This is a genomic window from Lactobacillus sp. UMNPBX15, assembly GCF_002553785.1.
Classification (GTDB): domain Bacteria; phylum Bacillota; class Bacilli; order Lactobacillales; family Lactobacillaceae; genus Lactobacillus; species Lactobacillus crispatus.
This window is the reverse complement of record NZ_PCYV01000028.1, coordinates 12,193-31,723: the sequence shown is the minus strand read 5'-3', so window position 1 is coordinate 31,723 and position 19,531 is coordinate 12,193. Positions and strand designations below refer to the sequence as shown.

Sequence of the window (19,531 nt, the reverse complement as noted above, 5' to 3'; positions counted from 1 at the left end):
ATACGAGAAAGGAACTCCTTTTTCTAATGTTTAAAGAAATAAATTTAAGGAATCATTCATCCTTACACAAACTATTTTACAGTCTCGTAAAGTTGCCAGAGGCATATTAGCATTTATATTTATATTTTTTACGGGCTGGTCTTCTGCAAGATTAATGGTACAGCCAGAAAGATTTAACTCAACATATGACTACCTTATTTTGGGAGGATTTAGTCTAATTTTAGGTATTTTGGAACTTTATAGGTTAATAAATAGTAAGTAACTTATAGAATTTCAATTAGTAAAAATGCGTTAAAACGCAAGTGATGCAGTAGCTGATATATTAAAAAATGTATGAGAAGCTAACAGGTAATGAGGAAAAGTAATGATTGTCTATACCAAATATAAGTTTAGTGGTGAAGTTTCTTATTCTAGATTTATTGAACTCGAAGAAATAAAAGATCGTAAATATAGTTGTTTGGGACAAATGACACGAGTGACTATAAGAGGTGGTAAAACTTATGCAGGCTTCGCTGATGAACCTTATTTATCAGGTAAAGGCAATTGTTTAACTTTAAAATGGTACGATATCGATTATGATACTTTTCGTTTAAGAAGTAGTAACATGGTCACAATATTCATTCCTTTGGATATAATCATAGGAATTGAATCGATCCTGTACAGTAATCCGCGTTGGGGACATCCACCAATTAATGAATTTATTTTTAGTGATACTCTACGACAAAGATTGATGAAGTTGCATGATAAGAATGATTCATCTAAAAAGAATAATTGAGCAGCAGTGAAAAGCAACCGATGATGCTTTATCTCACGACTTATTACATGTCTTGTGCTCACTATTATTAAATATAAGGCTGCAACAATAATAATTATTTTCTTCTTCAAGAGTTATACTTATCGCATAATTAATTATCATTATCTACATAATAATAATATGGCCTTGTTGTGTACATTGAGAGCGGTCTGTATAATATCTTTCTAAGATATGTTTTTATAATACGGAGAGAATTTAATGAGAAGAGAAAAAAGCTTACGCGAACTAAGAAATGAATTATACAGTGGCTATTTTGTTTGCGTTCTGTTCTTATGTGGAGTAATTTTTCGTAATGCAATTTCTTGGGAGTGGTTACGAGTCGGAATTATATGTGGATTTGTATTGGTATTATTTGACTTGGTATCTTTACAATATAAGTTTTTAAAATTAAAAAAACTACATTCTAAAAAGGATAAAATTGAGTAAGATAATCAATAAAATGGATCTCTTACAAACTTGAAATTCTCAGAGCGTTAATCTTCAGATTTTAAGTTTATATATAAGAAAAGCGATGCTTTTTTGTACAGTTATATATTTTTAATATTGTGGAAAAATTGGGGGGAATATACTTAAATTAAAGGAACTTTTGCAACTTTATAAATGTCTTTTTGTCTATGATTATGGAAAGAAAAATAATATCTCAAAAGGAGAAAGTTTAGTAATATAGTCAATTTAAAATAGTTACAGAAAATAGAGGTGAGCAGTATGCGTTTGATAGTAATCCGGCATGGTGAAAGTGAAGCAGATGTTTTAAAAGTATGTGAGGGCCGAGCAGATTATAATTTAACAAATAAAGGGCATCAACAAGCGGAAAATATGAGTAGACTTATTTCTGAAGAATATAAGATAGATAAGATCTATACTTCATCTTTAAAACGAGCGGTTCAAACGGCAGAGCATTTAGCCCAAAAGTACAATTTATCATTAATAAAAGAAGATATGCTAAAAGAATTTGATAATGGGTTACGTGCAGGACTCCCTTTTGATGAAGCATATAGCAAATATCCAAATGTTAAAGTTCCAATTTATTCTTCAAATTACAATCAAGAAAGCGAACTTGATTTTAGAATGAGAGCGGAGTATATTCTTTCAAAAATTATTAGTGAAAATTCACAAGATGCAACTATAGCCATTGTTTCTCATGGTGGAATGATAATGCGGTTGTACCAAGCTTTTTTGAAGTTACCAATTGATTCAAACATAAAGTTTACTACTGGTGATGCTTGTTATCATGAGTGGGAGATAAAGGATAAACAAAGATTTATTAATTGTGCGAATCGTAATCCTCTTAACGTAGTAGATAGATTTTAAGATTGAAAAGTAGAAACAATATGGCAACTCTAATAATACGTAAAATTAATAATGCTGAAGAGTATATTGAAGCAAGTGCCTTGCTTCAAAAGACGTGGCAAAATGCTTATAAGAATATTTTGCCTACTGATAGGTTAATGCAATTGCCAGCGGATTATTGGGAAAATCGTATTCAAAGAAAAAATAGACATAATTTAGTAGCTATCAAAGATAAAAAATAATAGGCATTGTAAGCTAGGGTCCCAATCGTCAAGCCAATTCTCAAACGCAAAATGGAGAATTAATGTCCATCTATGTTTTACCTGAATATCAAGGTAAGGGGATTGGAAAAAAAACTACTATTAAGGGCAGAAGATGAGTTAAAAAAGAAATGGTCAGAAGCAACTTTATGGGTATTAAAAGATAATAAAGCTGCAGTAAGATTTTATGAGCAATGTGGATGGAAGATGACCGATAATTCGTTTAATGCTGAAATTTTAGGTAAGGAAGTAGCATTGATTCAAATGAGTAAGTCTTATAAGTGAGATTATTAATTAATGCATCGCCGCGAAAAGCGATGCTTTTTTTGTGGAGGTTACTATGCACATATAAACATCTAGTACAAATAATATATTCTACAACTTCTAAAAAAACTTAACCAATTTACATTTTAAGCAACTTTTTCTTAAATTGTTTTTTACTTGATAACCATATTTTGTTCAAACTATTCGCGTATTCTATTACTCAATCGATAGGACGAACAAAGAAAGGAATTATCAAGATGAAGAATAAAAATAAAGTTAAACTACTAACAATAGCAACATTGCTTACTACTTTTTTAATCAATACAGGAATTCAGTCATCTAATCAAATAGAAAATAATACTGCACAAGCAGCGACAAATAAGAAAAAAACTAAACCATCGGGGCAAAAGCCTAATGGTAAGTCTGGTAAGGGTGGTCCAAATATTCAATCATATGATTATAAGGGTACTTTAAAAGCTTCACTTAATGTAAAATCTGGTACTACTAAGGTTGGCAAGAAGACAATTACTAATAACAAGACTGACCAAAATGTAGCTCTTGTACAAAAGAATGGTAAATTGAGTTTAGATGGTACTAAACTGAAGAAAACGGGCAATTCTAAAAATGATGATAGTGCTAATTTCTATGGTTTAGACTCAATTTTATTGGTAAACGGTAAAAATGCGGTTGTGACAGTTAAAAATGCTACTTTAACTTCTAAAGCAACCGGTGCCAATGGTATTTTTGCTACTAATAAAGGTACCGTTAATGTATCAAATACCAAGATTAAGACTACAGGAAAAGCCAATTCAAGAGGCTTAGATGCAACTTACGGTGGTAAGATCAATGCCAATAAGGTAAAAATTTCAACTAAAGGCGATCACTCTGCAGCTGCTGCAACCGATCGTGGTGGTGGTACAGTCAAAAATTCTAAAGTAGCTACCAAGGGTACTGGTTCACCATTAGCATATTCAACTGGTACTATTAATTTCAATAATGTAACTGGTACAGCTAGCGGTAGTCAGATTGCTGGGATGGAAGGCTACAATAAGATTTATTTAGTCAATTCCAATTTGACGTCAACTAATAATAAGCTCTCAGGTTCTGACCCAATTAAGAATGGTGTGATTATTTATCAATCAACTTCTGGGGATGCAGAAACGTCATCAAGTAAGAGTGCAGATTTCCAAGCTAAGGACTCTACTTTAAAAACCGCGATTACAAGTGGTGCCATGTTCTATGTAACCAACACTACTGGCAAAATCACTTTAGAAAATACTAAACTGAATTTCAATAATAGCAAAGTAGATTTATTAAATGTAGCCGGTAATAATTTTAATGGTTGGGGTACTAAGGGCAAAAATGGTGGTCATGTAACTCTGATAGCTAAAAACCAAACCTTAAAAGGTAATATTGTAGTCGATAGCATTTCAAGTGCTAATGTGAAGTTAACAGATGGTTCAACTTACACTGGCAAAACTAGCATTGTAGCTAATAAATATGCTACAAGTTCATCCAAGAGCAAGATGCCATTGACTATCAGCGTTGGGTCAAATTCAAAATGGATAGTTACAGGTAACTCAACTGTCACAAATTTAAATTTAGCTGATGGTGGTGAGATCGTCGATTCTCAAGGAAACAAAGTAACAATTATTGCTAATGGTAAAACTGTTCAAAAGGGTACAAGTTCCTATGCAGTAACAGTAAAAGGAAGCTTTACAACTAATTAATAATAAAATCTCTAGATAATCTATTCTCACTAAACAGATTCATTTTCAAGCAGTATCAACTTGCAAAAAAACTATAACTTAAATTTTTCTTCATTAAGGCATTCAATAGAGTGCCTTTTCTTTTTGCAGAATAATTATTTCCTGGGTAATATTTGACGAAAAATGATATTTTTTGATAAATTAGGAAATAATCAGGCAAATAAAGGAGTGGGACAATAATCATGCAAATTAGAAAATACCAAGAGTCAGACTTTTCGACATTATGTGAAATACATGATCCAGTCAGAAAACAGGAGCTTGCAGCGGCTAATTTAACCGCAGCATTTATCCCATTTAAAATTGCATCTCAAAAAGAGGGACTATTTGACGATTATCAAGTATATGTTGCTCAAAAAGATAAGACTACAGTGGGTTTTGTAGCCTTCAATGATGAAGAGTTAGGATGGCTATATGTAAAACCAGAATATCAGCATCAAGGAATTGGCAGTCAATTAATCGATTTCGCAATAAAAAATGCAAGAAGACCGTTCTATTTAGAAGTACTAGAAGGAAATCCTGCACAAAAATTATATTTAGCCAAAGGCTTTAAGACTATTCAACACGAAAGTGGTAAGATGCCAGGCAATGAGAGCTTTCATGTTGAAGTAGATTTAATGAAATATGAAAAATGATTGGGTTTGATCGCCCAATCATTTTTTATTACAAACTATCTTGAATATTATCGGCTAGGTAATTGTAGAGCATACCCTTCTTTAAGGCACTAGTGTCGGCCCCTAAGGCTTCGGCAATTGCATAGGCAAAGGCCCAAGCGGTAGCAGGACCACGGCTTGTTAAAACTTTATGCTCTTTATCAGTAACGGTGATTTTCTCTGAAAAATGAGCACTTGGGGCATCTTTTAAGCATTCTTCTTCAATGCCTGGATAACAAGTGAAGTCCGCATCTGCCAAAACACCATAGCGAGCAAGAGCGCGTGGAGCAGCACACATTGCGGCATCCCACTTGCCAGTTTCATGACGCTTAATCATCAGATCACGTAATTTTTCATTATCGCGTAAGTTAGCAGAACCAGTCATGCCTCCTGGAAAGGCAACCAAATCATAATCTAATAAACTGTCATCTACAACCTTGTCACAAGTGATTTCAATATGATGGTCACCATCTACTTTTTTACTTATTAAACCTACCATATCGCATTCAACATTAAGTCTACGCAATACGTCAACAACGCTTAAACCTTCGACTTCTTCGCAACCGTCTGCAAATACTACAGCAACTTTTGTCATAAAATCATCCTTTCTATAACTATTTTAATTATCTACTTACATTAGATCTAAGTAAAATGAAAGATCTGCTAATTTGCTTAAATGAAGAGTAGGATGAGGTGAAATTGGTATCTTGTCTTTTTTAGGTGCCAGCCATAATGATTTTAGATTGGCATTTTCTGCACCTTGAATTTCTTCATCCAGATTAGTTCCAATTACTAAAACTGTGTCTGGATCAATATCTGGATTGTCTTTCAGAATCTTAAAGAAAATATTTTTGCTTGGCAGCTTGTCCGTAAAATCATCGGCGAAATAAGCATTGTCAAATGAAGAAAGCAATTCTGTAGGTGCAAGGCGCGGTTCGATTTGAGTGCGCTTTTCTTTAGCAAACAAAATCAAATGCAGCTTGCCACTGACTTCATCAATAAAGTCGATGGCGCCCTTGACTAACATGGTTTGATCCTTCATTGCATCATCAAAAACAGTTCGCGTTTTAGAAAGATCTTCTTTTAAAAATGTAGATAAAGCTAAATCGATTTGATCATCGCTAGATAAATTTTTAAATTCTTTTTCTAAGCTAGTGTAGCGTAGTCGCTCAGCTGGTCCCCAGTCTAATCCATAATGTTTTAAAGTTTGCCGCAGCGCAGTTTTTTCTGCTAATTTTTCATTTAATAAACTGCCTTCTGGAATGAAAATTAAGGTTTCAAATGTAGCCATGAATAAACTTCCTTTGTGTTAGTTCCTATTAGAATTATAATGAACTAGACAATTTTAGGAAAGGAATTAAAAAATGACAATCTGGACCGTAATTTTCTTATTATTAGGTGGTGTTGCAGGTGGCTTATTATCGTCAGTGGCCTCAATGGCATCACTTGCATCATACCCAGTTTTGCTAGCAGTAGGAATTCCACCAGTATTTGCTAATGTAACTAATGATGCGGCGCTAATTTGGACTAGCATCGGTTCAACTGTATCTTCGACTAAGGAATTAAAAGGACATTGGAAGCAAGTTTGGTTCTATACCATTTTTACAGTTGTGGGATCAATTTTGGGTTGTATTTTGCTTCTATCTTTTCCTCCAAAGATTTTTGAAAAAGCAGTACCGTTCTTTATTGCTTTCTCAGGATTGATGATTATTGTTTCTGGGAAACATCATAGTTTAAATACTAAGGCGCAACCAACATGGCTTAAAATAATTTATTTTATTGCACTTTTAATTATGGGGATGTATACGGGTTACTTTGGTGCAGCTGGTGGAGTCATCGTACTAGTACTTTTAACTTATATTACTAATGATCGATTTATTGTTATTAACGCTATTAAAAATGTGATTTGTGGTTTTGCCAATTTGGTAGCCTTAATTATCTTTATGTTTACTTCGCATATTTATTGGCTTCAAGCGATTCCTTTGGCAATCGGGATGTTTATTGGTGGTTATATTGGGCCAGCTATTTTAAGACGAGTACCGGAAAAGCCAGTTCGAATTTTCATTGCAAGCTTGGCCTTCATTCAAGCCGGTTACTTCTTTTATACGGCATACCTGCAATAAGTTTGGTACAATATTAAGCAATGAAAAGGGGGCTAAGGTTGATGGCAACAGAAGTTTATTTGGTACGTCATGGTGAAACAATGTTTAACCAATTGGACAAAGTTCAGGGTTGGTGCGATTCTCCTCTAACCGTGAAGGGGATTAACGATCTAAAGAGAACCGCTAAGGCCTTGAGTCAAGTTCACTTTGATAACATGTATTCATCAGATTTGAAGAGAGCAATTGATACCGTTCACTTGATGAAGGATGCTAATGTGGTCTCGGATATTGGTAAAATTAAAAAGCTGCCTGAATTTCGTGAGGTCTTCTTTGGAACTTTTGAAGGCGATGATATTAACCAGACTTGGGAGCAAGTAGCACTAGCCGCAGGAATTGGCCATGAAGATGATGTAACTAAGATCATCAATCAGGTAGGCTTGCGCAAATTTCGTGCAGCAACAAAAAAGGCTGATCCGCGTCATTTAGCGGAAAATCAGGATGAGTTAGATGAGCGGATGGTACGGGCAATTGACGTTTTGCGCGATTTAACTAAAGATGAACAAAGAGTTTTGTTAGTTAGCCATGGTGACTTTATTAAAACTTTGTCCATAAAATATTGGAATAAGAGTAATGGCAAAAACGATATTGTTTTTCCAAATAATGGGAGCGTTACTCGTGGAATTTTGCACGATGACGGTTCATTTGAAATTGTTGATTATAATGTAGATGCTGAAGAGCTATAAAAGTCCTACTGCCGAAGTAGGGCCTTTTTTGGTACACTGATAACGAAAGGAAAATATTTTATGAATAAAGATCATACAACTAAGCGTTATGTCTTCGTAACTCTACTGAATGTTGTTATTACTATTGCTGAATTTATAGGTGGTATTTTTTCAGGTTCATTAGCACTGCTTTCAGATGCAGTTCATAATCTGAGTGATGTTGGTGCAATTATTTTATCTTTTGTGGCGCACCTGATTAGTCGCAAAAGTCGTAATCAGTTTAAGACCTTTGGTTATGAAAGAGCTGAAACTTTAGCCGCTTTTACTAATGGCGTTATCTTGATCGTGATCAGTGTGGTTTTGTTTGTTGAAGCAATTCAACGTTTCTGGAAGCCGGAACATATTCACGGTGGCATTATGCTGATTGTCTCGATTATTGGGCTGGCTGCCAATATTATTTCAATGCTAGCAATGCATAGCGATTCCAAGGCTAATTTGAATGTACGGTCAACTTTTATTCATATGTTAAGTGATGCCTTGTCCAGTGTAGCGGTTGTAATTGGTGCGATCTTCATTTACTTCTGGAACGTAACTTGGCTTGACCCGGTTTTGACTATTTTAGTTTCAATCTTTGTTTTGCATGAAGCTTATGAAATTACAATGAAAGCAGCCAATGTTTTGATGGAATCTAATCCTGATATCGACTTGAATGAAGTGAACAAGATTGTTTTATCGTTCCCCATAGTTCAAAATATCCATCATGTCCATGTTTGGCGCTACAGCGATGACTTTATTATGATGGACGCGCATATTAATGTAGCCCCAGGATTAAGAGCCGATGAATTAGAGCAGCTATACCAAGATATTGGACAGGAGTTACAAAAAGAGTTAGGTATTAATCATATTACCTTACAAGCAGAGTGCGAGCGTGGCAGAAAAGACAAGATGATCGTTCCAGGCCACGGTATTAACGAAGATTAGGTGAAAGAATGTTTAATGTTAATATTTTTACAGCGATTATTGTATTGATTATGGGTATTTATGACATGTCCTATGCTTTTAATAGGCGTAAGCAACCTACCAATAAAGGCGGCATTAGAGCCTTTATGGCTTTAGGAATTATCTTCACGATCGCAGGAATTGTTATGATCGTTAGAGTATTAATGAAGTAAGGAATCTTAGAATGGCTAAATTAGTATTAGTTCGACATGGCGAAAGTGTGGCAAATGCTGCCAATGTTTATACTGGCTGGAACGATGTTCCGTTGACTAAAAAAGGTGAAGAACAAGCAGAAAAAGCTGGTGAATTGATTAAAACCATTTCGGATTTTGCTCCCACCCACATTCATACTTCAGTCTTATCCCGTGCAATTGTGACAGCAAATATAGTAGCCGATGTCTGCAATTTATTATGGCTACCGATGACTAAGACCTGGCGGCTGAATGAACGCCACTACGGTGCTTTAAGGGGCCTTAATAAGGACATTTCACGTAAAGTATTTGGTGTGGAACAAGTTCTATTGTGGCGACGTAGTTTTGATTCAGTTCCACCTAAGCAGGGGTCACCAATGATTGATCGCCGTTATAAGCATTTTGATCAGCATTTGATGCCACGGGCAGAAAGTTTACATCAAACTCAGAAAAGACTCATGCCATATTATTATGATCATATCGCATCTCGATTGATGAATGGTGAAGACCAACTGATCGTAGCCCACGGTTCAAGTTTGCGTGCTTTGATAAAAAAGCTAGAGCAAATTAATGATCATGACATCGTAAAACTGGAAGTTCCTAATGCGGAACCGATTGTTTATACTATGGATGAGCACTTAAAGATTATTAACAAACAAATTTTACGTAAATAATGTTAAAAATGCACCTTAGTGCATTTTTTTAATGCTCTAAATGAGGTTTTACACATATCTATGGTAAAATCTATTATGATTTCTAGTATATTTAGTTTGGAGTATTAGGCATGCGTAAATTATTTTTATTACGAGGTGCACCTGGCTCCGGTAAATCTTCTTTTATTGCTCGCCATCACTTAAATCCTTATGCGATCAGTCGTGATCAAATTAGGCTACTATTGGCGGATTTGACAGTTTACTATCAAGAGGATGCGGATGTTTTACACCAAGTCATTCCGCGGCACGTAACTGTGCGTACTGAGCAAATGGTGGATCACCTTGTAGAACACAAGATGGAATATGGCGAAACTGTTATTGTGGATGGGACGCATATCGTTCCAAGTGCGATTGAACATTTTAAGCCTTGGGTAGACAAGTATCACTATGAATGCTTTGTAGTAGATCTGATGGAACATACTACCTTAGAGAGTTTGCTTAAGCGTAATCAGACTAGAATGCATTACGATTGGGTTAAGCCTGAAGTGGTTAAGCAAATGTATCGTTCTTATGAAGCACATCCAGAAGTACCATACTGGGCACATAAAGTTGTGCCAAATCAGATGGATCATGCGTTGTCACAGCGTGAGACAAATTTAGATCGTTATGCTCATGTGATTGCGGTTCCTGACATGGTAGATGAAGAAGATTTTCCACATGTGCATATCTCGAACTTTTATTTTTCATTTAATGACAAGTTTACAGAAAAGTATGGAACTTATCGAAATGTAGTTTCAATTGCTAAAACTGAAGATGAAGCAGTTAAGCAGTTCAAGTTGCCATATTTTGTCTTTAAGTTTCATCACAAGCACTTTTTGATTTCAGCTTATCCAATTCGAAATGAGATGTTGGATCCGATCAGAAAGGTTAAGGGAGTTTGGACATATTCAACTGGTTTGTATAATGTAGCGGATTTTGTGAAAGAATTTCCGGAAAATAAAAAGCAACATGTGCATCAGTTCAACTTAAGTAAGTTAGATCCAACCCGCTTATTACATATTTGGTAAAAAAGACGTAGTTAGAACATTTTATCTAACTACGTCTTTTGTGTAATTTACTTATATTTTGTTTTACTTCAATTTGCCGGCCTTAGCTAAAACTTCTTTAGCCTTTTCAAGTGAATGGTGTTCTTCACGATAACGCTTGATGTCATAGCCATCAACATCGGTTAACTTGCAAAGTCTATCATCAAGGTCTTTGAATTCTTTTTCAAGATCCTTAATGACGCCTTCTTCATCTTCAACGTAAACATACTCATTTTCATCAGCTTTGGCATCAATCTTAGCATCGTATTCGCCGACTTTTCTAGCATGTTTCAAAATAGATTTAATATCCTTAATCGTTTCATGTTGTGCAGTACGGTGACGACGATCAGGTACTGAATCTTCAATTCTAGCAAGGTGACTTTCAGTATCCTCAATCTTCTTAGAAATTCTATCTAAAGCTTTTAATTGTCTTTTTGAATAATCTGTCATGTTTTATACCTCCTAGGTAAAATGATAAGCTCTACTAAATGCGCTTTCATTGTAATTAGTAACGAAGGTATAAGCGAGAATTAACACTTATGAATAAAAAGAGTTACGCCTTAAAAACGTAACTCTTAGAAGTTTTGGATTAATATTTAAAAGCTAAGGCACCCATTGGATCCCATGGCAATAATTGAATAGGATTGTTCTTGCCTTCGTCGTAAGCCTTCTTAAGATCTTCTGGCAAAATGTCCTTGTTGATAACTGCTTGGTAAACAAATGAATCAAACCATGAATCACTCATTACGAAGTAACCATTGAAGCCAGGCTTTTCGCCCCATGAGTTTTCAATCTTCCATTTGGTTGGCTTACCGTTAACAATATCAACACCTGTAATAACCATAGCATGGTCCATCATACTTTCGCCTGAATCAAGTTTGTCAGCCTTAGACATTGAGAAGTCAACATCGAATAGTTGATCGCGACGGTAAAGGTTAGTGTCAAGAAGTCCTGCACGACGTTCAGAATCTTTAACAACGTTTGAACCAAACCAAACAACTTCGCCGCTCTTCAATTGCTTGATGATGAGGTCTTTCATTTCATCAACCTTTAAGTTCAAGTGACGAACTTGACGGCCGCCTTCAACATTACCTAAATACTCAACTGAGAAGACCTTGTGGAAAGGCTTGTCTTTAGTTGGGGCATTGATTGTGGAAATGTGGTTAGCTAAATCCATGCCAACATATTTATCAAAGAATTCCTTAGGAGTAATATCTTCGTCAATATGGTAATTGTGGTCGTCATCACGATATTCAAAGTTAAACTTCTTTGGTGGAACACCAAGTGAAATTGCAAGAACACGGAAGACATCGTTTAACATTTCTTCTTTGCGAGCTTGTACTTCAGCTTCTGATTTACCAGCATTAACAAGTCTACGTAATTCAAGACCATCTTTACGAAGTAAAGTATTTAAAGTATCGTTTAATGCACTAGAGTTAGTAGCATTAGCAGTTTCTGGATAAACACTCTTAGGAACGATACCATATTTTTCAATAATACCGCAAAGCATGTCCCATTGACCGCCGTCTTGTTGAGGAGTCGCAAATAAGAATGAAACTTTACGATCGCCCAAGTCCTTATCAGCAGTTGCGATCACATTTTCAAAGAACCAGTTAGACTTTTCAAATTTATCCCAGAAGTTAGTGTAATTTTGAGATAATTCGAAGTCCTTTAACTTAAATTTCTTTTGTAATGGGTGACGCATAGTGTTTAAAGCACTGAACATCCAGCAGCGACCAGACTGCTTTTGATCGGCAGGGTTACCTGTATCAATTTCGATTGAGAAGGTTGGATCTAGGTCGATCTTAGTTTGTAAGTTTTGACTAGCTTTGTAGATACCGTTTTCTTGAGCAGCGTGACTAGCAACATCAAAAACAGGGTGGTTAGCTAAGTCTTGTTCAAATTTATTAATAGTATCATTGTTGATTTCTTTTACCATAAAAAAATCCTCCTTTATAAGTACTTAAATTAATTTTATCTTATTCAAAATGAGTCGTCTAATAATCTTATCGATTAAATGGACGATGATACCAAATTTTGTGAAATTGAGGATGCTGGGTGAAGTAGTCAATGATCATAGGATCAAGCGGCCAAATGGGTAAGTTAGTTTCTTGAGCTAATTGCCAAACTTTTTGCATTTGTTTTTCAAGCAAATCCTGACTATTAAATTGTGGATTAATAAAAAAATGGTTCATTATCCAGACATTACTGTCTTTGCGAGCGATTTTATCTAAGGTAACGCTAGATAATAGTATGTCTTCTTCATTTTTTATAGTGAAAATTTGGTGCGTATCTTGCTTATTCATAAAAAATTCCTTTTTAAAAAAATAATCTCATTTTTTTGCGTAATAAATAATAGAGAGCTATTTATTTTGTGTTGACTAAAAACATTGTAAAATAGATAACTGTCAAAATAAAAGATAAATGGAGCTTTGGAATGAAAACACGTGGATTTGAAGTAGTCAAAAAGTATCAAGATCAGGAAATTAATCTTCCTCGCAGACAGACCCTAGCCAGTGCAGGCTATGACATCGAAGCGGCTGAAGACATTACTATCCCTAGCATTTGGCGACTAAATTTTGTGCGAATTTTTAGGTTGATTAGAAATGGACACCAGCTGTATGAGCGCGACTATGAGATGGCGGATCAGATTTTAAAGCCGTTGTTAGTGCCAACTGGACTTAAAGCTTATATGCCAGAAGATGAAGTGTTGATTTTAGCTAATCGTTCATCTAATACTTTTAAGCGTAATCTAGCTTTGCCAAATGGGATCGGCGTTATCGATGCAGATTATTACAATAATCCTAACAATGAGGGCGAAATTTTTGTACAAATGATTAATTATGGCGTACGGCCCTTGCACATCAAGAAGGGAGACCGTATTGCTCAAGGCATTTTTATCAAATACTTGAAGACCGACGATGATGATCCAATTAGTCGAAAAAGAGTTAGCGGCTTTGGATCAACTAATGAAAAGAAGGGGGATTAATGGCTAGAGTAAAAACACAATATAAGTGTCGTTCTTGCGGCTATATTTCGGCAAGTTATTTAGGCCGCTGTCCTAACTGTGGTGCCTGGAATCAATTTGAAAAAGAAACTGAAGAAGTGCAAAAGCGTTCTACTAAGGCAACTGCTAGTCGTTTGATTCAGAAGACTGGATTAAATGAACCGGTAAAGCTGGATAAGATTAAAGCTGAAAAAGAAGAACGAATTGTCACTAAATCTGAGGAATTAAACCGCGTTTTAGGTGGTGGTATTGTGCCAGGCTCACTAGTTTTAATTGGTGGAGATCCCGGAATTGGTAAGTCAACCTTGATGTTACAAATTATGAGTGACTTATCTGAAAAATATAAGGTGCTTTACGTTTCGGGAGAAGAATCAGCTAACCAAATCAAATTGCGGGCTGACCGACTGGGTGTAGGTCAAAGTAATATGCTCTTATATCCAGAGACTGACATGCATGATATTCGCGAACAAATCAATGATGTTAAGCCTGACTTTGTTGTAATCGACTCCATTCAAACTATGAATGAACCAAGTCTTGATTCGATGACTGGCTCTGCCTCACAGGTTCGTGAAGTAACAAGTGAATTAATGAAAATTGCCAAGATGGATGCCATTACAGTTTTTGTTATCGGCCACGTTACAAAAGAGGGTGCGATTGCTGGGCCTAAGATCTTGGAACATATGGTGGATACCGTTCTCTATTTTGAAGGGGATGAACACCATTCTTACCGAATTTTGCATTCTGTTAAAAACCGTTTTGGAGCAGCAAACGAAATTGGAATGTTTGAAATGGTTAATGAAGGCTTAAGAGAGGTAACTAATCCATCATCAATTTTTCTGGACCAAAGACTACCTAATTCTACTGGCTCTGCTGTGGTGGTATCGCTTGAAGGAACTAGGCCACTTTTAGCAGAAATTCAGGCTTTGGTTACTCCGACAGCTTTTGGCTATGCTAAAAGGACCACGTCAGGTATTAGTTTTAACAAAGCTTCATTGCTGCTAGCGGTGCTTGAAAAGCGGGGAAACTTAATGTTGCAGAATCAAGATGTCTATTTGACTGCAACTGGTGGGATTAAATTGAATGAACCAGCAATTGATTTAGCAATTGCCATGGCAGTTGCATCCAGTTATACCGATAAAGAAATTTCGCCGACAGATTGTTTTGTAGGCGAAGTGGGCTTAACTGGTGAAGTTCGCCGAGTTGATAAAATCGATGCACGAGTAAAAGAAGCGGCTAAAGTAGGGTTTAAGCGGATCTTTATTCCACGGCATAATATGTATTCTGGATTAAAAGATCATGGCATTGAGGTAATTCCCGTTTCGAGTATTCCCCAAGCTTTAAAATTAGTTTTTGGCTAGCATTAATTGAATTCTTACTATATAACGAGTAAACTAAGATTGTTTGAATTTACTATTTTTTGAAAGAGGCATGAATTTTGGCTAAAGAAAAAATCCGTGTAAGATATGCACCAAGTCCAACTGGTCACTTGCACATTGGTAACGCACGTACTGCACTTTTTAACTATTTATTCGCTCGTCATAACAAGGGTACTATGGTCTTGAGAATTGAAGACACCGACCAAAAGCGTAATGTTAAGGGCGGTTCTAAGTCTCAAATGGAAAACCTTCACTGGTTAGGAATTGACTGGGATGAAGGTCCTGATAAGGGTGGCGACTATGGTCCTTATCGTCAATCAGAAAGAAAAGAAATTTACCAAAAGTATATTGATCAATTGATCGATGAAGGTAAAGCATATTACTCATACAAGACTGAGGAAGAACTTGAAGCACAACGTGAAGAACAACGTGCTGCAGGTGTTGCACCTCACTATACTTACGAATATGAGGGTATGACTGCTGATGAAATTAAGCAAGCTCAAGATGAAGCAAAGGCTAAGGGCTTAAAGCCAGTTGTTCGTATCCATATTCCAGAAATGGAAACTTATTCATGGGATGATATTGTTAAGGGACACCTTGAGTTTGAATCAGACACTATTGGTGGGGATTTCGTTATTCAAAAGCGTGACGGAATGCCAACTTACAACTTTGCCGTAGTTATCGATGACCACTTGATGAAGATCACTCACGTACTTCGTGGTGATGATCACGTTTCTAACACACCTAAGCAATTAGTTGTTTATGAGGCACTTGGTTGGGAACCTCCTAAGTTTGGTCATATGACATTGATCATTAATTCAGAAACTGGTAAAAAACTTTCTAAGCGTGACGAATCAGTTCTTCAATTTATTGAACAATATCGTGATCTTGGTTACTTACCAGAAGCTATGTTTAACTTCATTACTCTTCTTGGTTGGTCACCAAAGGGTGAAAACGAAATCTTTAACAAGCGTGAATTCATCAAGCAATTTGACCCTGCACGTTTGTCTAAGTCACCTGCTGCTTTTGACCAAAAGAAACTTGAATGGATTAACAACCAATACATCAAGAAGGCTGATCGCGACACTTTGCTTGATTTAGCTTTGAACAACTTGCAAGAAGCAGGTCTTGTTGATGAGCATCCAACACCAGAAAAGATGGAATGGGTTCGTCAATTGGTTAACATCTACTCAGTACAAATGTCATACACTAAGCAAATTGTAGACATGGCTAAGATTTTCTTTGAAGAAGCTAAGGATCTTTCAGACGAAGAAATCGAAGAAATCAAGAATGATGATGGCCGTGGTGTAATTGAAGAATTCAAGAAGCAATTAGACCTCATCCCAAGATTTACTTCAGTTCAAATCATGAACGCTATTCAAGCAACTCGTAAGGCTACTGGCATCAAGGGAAGAAAGCTCTTTATGCCAATTAGAATTGCTACCACGCGTTCAATGGTTGGACCTGGTATTGGCGAAGCAATGGAGCTTTTAGGTAAAGAACGTGTATTAGAACACATTGATTTAACCTTGAAGCAAATGAGTGCTAATAATCTTTAATTAGATAAATTGAAAAAGAGGCTGCAAATAAATGCAGCTTCTTTTTTCATCTGCTAAAATAAAAATTAGTTATTTTGACAGAAGGGACAAGTGTTAGCCGTGAGAGTTTATAATACACTGACGCGTAAAAAAGAAGAATTTAAGCCATTAGTTCCAGGACATATCAGCATGTATGTCTGTGGACCAACGGTGTATAACTATATTCACATTGGTAATGCCAGAAGCGCAATTGCTTTTGACACCATTAGACGCTATTTTGAATATAAGGGTTATGACGTTAAGTATGTTTCTAACTTTACTGATGTTGATGACAAGATGATCAACGAAGCGAGAGCTGAAAAAACGACTGTACCCAAATTGGCTGAAAAGTTTATCAATGCTTTTTTGGCTGATACGACAGCGCTAAACATTGAGCCGGCGACTTTGCATCCCCGTGCAACTCATGAAATTAATGACATTATCGCTTTTGTTAAAAGCCTAATTGACAATGGCTATGCTTATGAAGTAGACGGCGATGTTTATTATCGTGCCAAAAAGTTTAAGCATTACGGTCAGTTAAGTGATCAAAATATTGAACAGCTTGAAGAGGGTGCTTCAGAGCACATTAACGATACAGAACAAAGCCGCAAAGAAGATCCAATCGATTTTGCTTTGTGGAAGGCGCAAAAGGAACCCGATGAAATTGCTTGGGATTCACCATGGGGCAAGGGACGGCCAGGCTGGCATATTGAATGTTCTGTCATGAGTACCAAATATTTAGGCGATACGATCGATATTCATGGTGGTGGTCAAGACCTTGAATTTCCGCACCATGAGAATGAAATTGCACAAAGTGAAGCTAAGACCGGGAAAAAGTTTGTTAATTATTGGCTGCATAACGGTTTTGTAACTGTCGGTAAAGATCAGGAAAAGATGTCTAAATCACTGCACAATTTCGTAACAGTGCACGATATTTTAAGGGAAGTTGATCCGCAAGTACTGCGCTTCTTCATGGCTAGCGTACAATATCGCCGCCAAATTAACTATTCTGCTGAAAATTTAGCACAAGCAGCTACAATTTTAGATCGCTTTAAAAATACTTTGACTAATATTAATTACCGTCTAGCAGATGATACAGCTAGTGAAGAATCAGCCGAATTAGCACAGGCGATTATGGCAACTAACGAAAAATTTGAACAGGCGATGGACGATGACTTTAATGTCCAAAATGCTTTAACAGCTATCTATGATTTGTTGCCTGTAGTCAATGCCAACGCTAATGCTGCTAGAGCTGACAAGCAAGAATTGCAAAAGTTTAAAGAGAAATTAGCTAGTTGGTTATTAGTGTTTGGCGTGGATACTAATAAGCTTTGCGTTAAAAATGCTGGCTCCAATGACGATGAAATTGACGCTTTAGTTAAAAAGCGTGATGAGGCTCGAGCAAATAAAGATTGGGCAACTAGTGATCAAATTCGTGATCAATTAAAGGAAATGGGGATCACTATTCAAGATACCCCACAAGGAACTAGGTGGACTCGTGACTAAAATAAAAAAACTAACGGAAGAGGATGTTAATCCGGATACTTTAAATGGACAAACTTTAGCCTATTTAGGGGATGCAGTGTATGAAGTAATTATTCGCAGACACCTAGTTAAAGGCGGTATCGTTAAACCACAAGTATTGCAGCGTGAAGCGACTCACTATGTTTCAGCTAAAGCACAAGCTGCGTTGGTAACTAAGATGCAAGATGAAGAAATGTTAACGGATGATGAATTAGCTGCTTTTCGTCGTGGACGTAATGCTAAAAGTCATACTAAGGCTAAGAATACTAGCTTGAAAACATACCAATTATCAACAGGCTTTGAAGCAATGATTGGTTATCTTTATTTACTGGGAAAAAATGATCGAGTGGCAGACTTAAGCAAGTGGTGTATTGATACTGTAGAAGAGGACGGGCTGAAAAATTATGACTTCAAATAAAGATTTTGTCTTTGGACGCCATGCCGGACTTGATTATTTAAAAACACAAAGTGCCGACAAGATTAATAAGGTTTTTTTGCAACACGGTGTACAAGAAGAATTTGCTAATCAAGTTTATAGTTTAGCTAAAAAAAAGCGTTTAGTTGTTCAAGACGTGCCTAAAAATAAGCTTGATCGTTTGGTTGCTGGTGGCAATCACCAAGGTCTAGTTTTAGCAATTTCTAGCTTTGAATATGCAGATTTAAATCAATTGCTGGACAAGTATGATGCAGAAGGTAAAGAACCATTTTTATTAATGTTGGATTCTATTGAAGACCCTCACAATCTGGGATCAATTTTGCGTTCAGCCGATGCTACTGGCGTTGATGGGATCATTATTCCTAAGCGTCACGCGACTGGCTTAACTTCGGTAGTAGCTAAAACATCTACAGGAGCAATTGATTATGTGCCAGTAGCGCGCGTTAATAATTTAGTTCAAACTACTAAAGAACTGAAGAAACGCGGTTACTGGGTCTTTGGAACTGATATGGCAGGTACTGATTATCGTGAATGGAATGCCCAAGGCAAGACTGTACTGGTAATTGGTAACGAAGGTAAAGGCATCGCCCCATTACTTAAAAAGCAGATGGATCAAACTATTACTTTGCCAATGGTTGGTCACGTACAATCCTTAAATGCTAGTGTGGCAACCGGGGTATTGCTTTATCAAGCTTATAATAGTAGAAATCCATTAGTAAAATAAACAGAAAGTAGACAAAAGTGTGAGTTTTGTCTACTTTTTTAGATACATAAAGCTCATTTCTGTCCATTAAACATGTGTTTTCTTCTCA

General features: G+C 36.3%; 25 protein-coding genes. 20 read left to right on the top strand and 5 right to left on the bottom strand.

Annotation, left to right across the window (positions count from 1 at the left end; genetic code table 11):
* Positions 1–466: 466 nt before the first annotated feature.
* The 8 genes from CP366_RS07610 to CP366_RS07580 all read left to right on the top strand — a co-directional run bounded on the left by CP366_RS07610 (position 467) and on the right by CP366_RS07580 (position 5,029).
* On the top strand, positions 467–775 hold the full coding sequence (locus CP366_RS07610) for a hypothetical protein (protein WP_233197978.1): 309 nt from the start codon (positions 467–469) through the stop codon (positions 773–775).
* Between the two features lie 237 nt (positions 776–1,012).
* Complete coding sequence (locus CP366_RS07605) at positions 1,013–1,240, top strand: hypothetical protein (protein WP_089147623.1); 228 nt, start codon at positions 1,013–1,015, stop codon at positions 1,238–1,240.
* A 279-nt stretch (positions 1,241–1,519) separates the two neighbouring features.
* On the top strand, positions 1,520–2,125 hold the full coding sequence (locus CP366_RS07600) for a histidine phosphatase family protein (protein WP_089147624.1): 606 nt from the start codon (positions 1,520–1,522) through the stop codon (positions 2,123–2,125).
* A gap of 20 nt (positions 2,126–2,145) precedes the next feature.
* Positions 2,146–2,346: a hypothetical protein gene (locus CP366_RS07595; RefSeq protein ID WP_089147625.1), complete on the top strand. Its 201-nt coding sequence runs from the start codon at positions 2,146–2,148 to the stop codon at positions 2,344–2,346.
* Positions 2,347–2,408: 62 nt separating this feature from the next.
* Positions 2,409–2,483: a hypothetical protein gene (locus tag CP366_RS11155; protein WP_369823058.1), complete on the top strand. Its 75-nt coding sequence runs from the start codon at positions 2,409–2,411 to the stop codon at positions 2,481–2,483.
* Positions 2,449–2,649: an N-acetyltransferase gene (locus tag CP366_RS07590; protein WP_158227347.1), complete on the top strand. Its 201-nt coding sequence runs from the start codon at positions 2,449–2,451 to the stop codon at positions 2,647–2,649. The genes CP366_RS11155 and CP366_RS07590 overlap by 35 nt, the downstream gene beginning before the upstream one ends.
* A 236-nt stretch (positions 2,650–2,885) precedes the next feature.
* Positions 2,886–4,358: a hypothetical protein gene (locus tag CP366_RS07585; protein ID WP_233197977.1), complete on the top strand. Its 1,473-nt coding sequence runs from the start codon at positions 2,886–2,888 to the stop codon at positions 4,356–4,358.
* A gap of 221 nt (positions 4,359–4,579) precedes the next feature.
* Positions 4,580–5,029: a GNAT family N-acetyltransferase gene (locus tag CP366_RS07580; protein WP_089147627.1), complete on the top strand. Its 450-nt coding sequence runs from the start codon at positions 4,580–4,582 to the stop codon at positions 5,027–5,029.
* Positions 5,030–5,057: 28 nt separating this feature from the next.
* On the opposite strand, the gene CP366_RS07575 is transcribed toward CP366_RS07580, so the two are convergent.
* Both CP366_RS07575 and CP366_RS07570 read right to left on the bottom strand, forming a co-directional pair.
* Positions 5,058–5,642 carry a DJ-1 family glyoxalase III gene (locus CP366_RS07575; RefSeq protein WP_089147628.1) on the bottom strand — a complete coding sequence of 195 codons (585 nt, stop codon included), beginning with the start codon at positions 5,640–5,642 and terminating at the stop codon, positions 5,058–5,060.
* A 36-nt stretch (positions 5,643–5,678) separates the two neighbouring features.
* A complete protein-coding gene (locus CP366_RS07570; protein WP_089147629.1) occupies positions 5,679–6,338 on the bottom strand; it encodes an HAD hydrolase-like protein in 660 nt (219 codons plus the stop codon).
* A 73-nt stretch (positions 6,339–6,411) separates the two neighbouring features.
* Between CP366_RS07570 and CP366_RS07565 the strand changes: the two genes are divergently transcribed.
* The 6 genes from CP366_RS07565 to CP366_RS07540 all read left to right on the top strand — a co-directional run bounded on the left by CP366_RS07565 (position 6,412) and on the right by CP366_RS07540 (position 10,781).
* Complete coding sequence (locus tag CP366_RS07565; RefSeq protein ID WP_061204432.1) at positions 6,412–7,170, top strand: sulfite exporter TauE/SafE family protein; 759 nt, start codon at positions 6,412–6,414, stop codon at positions 7,168–7,170.
* 41 nt (positions 7,171–7,211) lie between these two features.
* Positions 7,212–7,892, top strand: a complete 681-nt coding sequence (locus CP366_RS07560) for a histidine phosphatase family protein (protein WP_061204433.1) — start codon at positions 7,212–7,214, stop codon at positions 7,890–7,892.
* Between the two features lie 60 nt (positions 7,893–7,952).
* Positions 7,953–8,852: a cation diffusion facilitator family transporter gene (locus tag CP366_RS07555; RefSeq protein ID WP_057726694.1), complete on the top strand. Its 900-nt coding sequence runs from the start codon at positions 7,953–7,955 to the stop codon at positions 8,850–8,852.
* An 8-nt stretch (positions 8,853–8,860) separates the two neighbouring features.
* Complete coding sequence (locus CP366_RS07550) at positions 8,861–9,043, top strand: hypothetical protein (protein ID WP_005720404.1); 183 nt, start codon at positions 8,861–8,863, stop codon at positions 9,041–9,043.
* 11 nt (positions 9,044–9,054) lie between these two features.
* Entirely contained in the window at positions 9,055–9,735 is a 681-nt protein-coding gene (locus CP366_RS07545; protein ID WP_005724199.1) for a 2,3-diphosphoglycerate-dependent phosphoglycerate mutase, read from the top strand.
* Between the two features lie 110 nt (positions 9,736–9,845).
* Positions 9,846–10,781, top strand: a complete 936-nt coding sequence (locus CP366_RS07540) for an AAA family ATPase (protein WP_023488529.1) — start codon at positions 9,846–9,848, stop codon at positions 10,779–10,781.
* Positions 10,782–10,844: 63 nt separating this feature from the next.
* Here CP366_RS07540 and CP366_RS07535 read toward each other — a convergent pair whose 3' ends face one another.
* The 3 genes from CP366_RS07535 to CP366_RS07525 form a co-directional block, all read right to left on the bottom strand.
* Positions 10,845–11,249 (bottom strand): hypothetical protein, encoded by a 405-nt coding sequence (locus tag CP366_RS07535; RefSeq protein ID WP_089147630.1) that lies wholly within the window; start codon positions 11,247–11,249, stop codon positions 10,845–10,847.
* Between the two features lie 139 nt (positions 11,250–11,388).
* On the bottom strand, positions 11,389–12,738 hold the full coding sequence (gene pepC / locus CP366_RS07530) for an aminopeptidase C (RefSeq protein WP_089147631.1): 1,350 nt from the start codon (positions 12,736–12,738) through the stop codon (positions 11,389–11,391).
* Between the two features lie 67 nt (positions 12,739–12,805).
* Positions 12,806–13,105 (bottom strand): hypothetical protein, encoded by a 300-nt coding sequence (locus CP366_RS07525; protein WP_013085834.1) that lies wholly within the window; start codon positions 13,103–13,105, stop codon positions 12,806–12,808.
* A 131-nt stretch (positions 13,106–13,236) separates the two neighbouring features.
* On the opposite strand from CP366_RS07525, the gene CP366_RS07520 reads away from it, so the two are divergent.
* From CP366_RS07520 to rlmB, 6 genes are all read left to right on the top strand, one after another.
* Entirely contained in the window at positions 13,237–13,788 is a 552-nt protein-coding gene (locus CP366_RS07520; protein WP_005720412.1) for a dUTP diphosphatase, read from the top strand.
* Positions 13,788–15,164, top strand: coding sequence for a DNA repair protein RadA (gene radA / locus CP366_RS07515; protein ID WP_005720413.1), 1,377 nt, complete (start codon positions 13,788–13,790; stop codon positions 15,162–15,164). The genes CP366_RS07520 and radA overlap by 1 nt, the downstream gene beginning before the upstream one ends.
* 77 nt (positions 15,165–15,241) lie before the next feature.
* Positions 15,242–16,741 (top strand): glutamate--tRNA ligase, encoded by a 1,500-nt coding sequence (gene gltX, locus CP366_RS07510; protein WP_005720415.1) that lies wholly within the window; start codon positions 15,242–15,244, stop codon positions 16,739–16,741.
* A 90-nt stretch (positions 16,742–16,831) separates the two neighbouring features.
* Positions 16,832–18,265: a cysteine--tRNA ligase gene (gene cysS / locus CP366_RS07505; protein ID WP_089142847.1), complete on the top strand. Its 1,434-nt coding sequence runs from the start codon at positions 16,832–16,834 to the stop codon at positions 18,263–18,265.
* The gene (locus tag CP366_RS07500; RefSeq protein WP_013085836.1) at positions 18,258–18,701 is read left to right on the top strand and encodes a mini-ribonuclease III; all 444 of its coding nucleotides are present in this window, start codon (positions 18,258–18,260) and stop codon (positions 18,699–18,701) included. The genes cysS and CP366_RS07500 overlap by 8 nt, the downstream gene beginning before the upstream one ends.
* Entirely contained in the window at positions 18,688–19,443 is a 756-nt protein-coding gene (gene rlmB / locus CP366_RS07495; protein WP_005724210.1) for a 23S rRNA (guanosine(2251)-2'-O)-methyltransferase RlmB, read from the top strand. The genes CP366_RS07500 and rlmB overlap by 14 nt, the downstream gene beginning before the upstream one ends.
* The last annotated feature ends 88 nt before the right edge of the window (positions 19,444–19,531 follow it).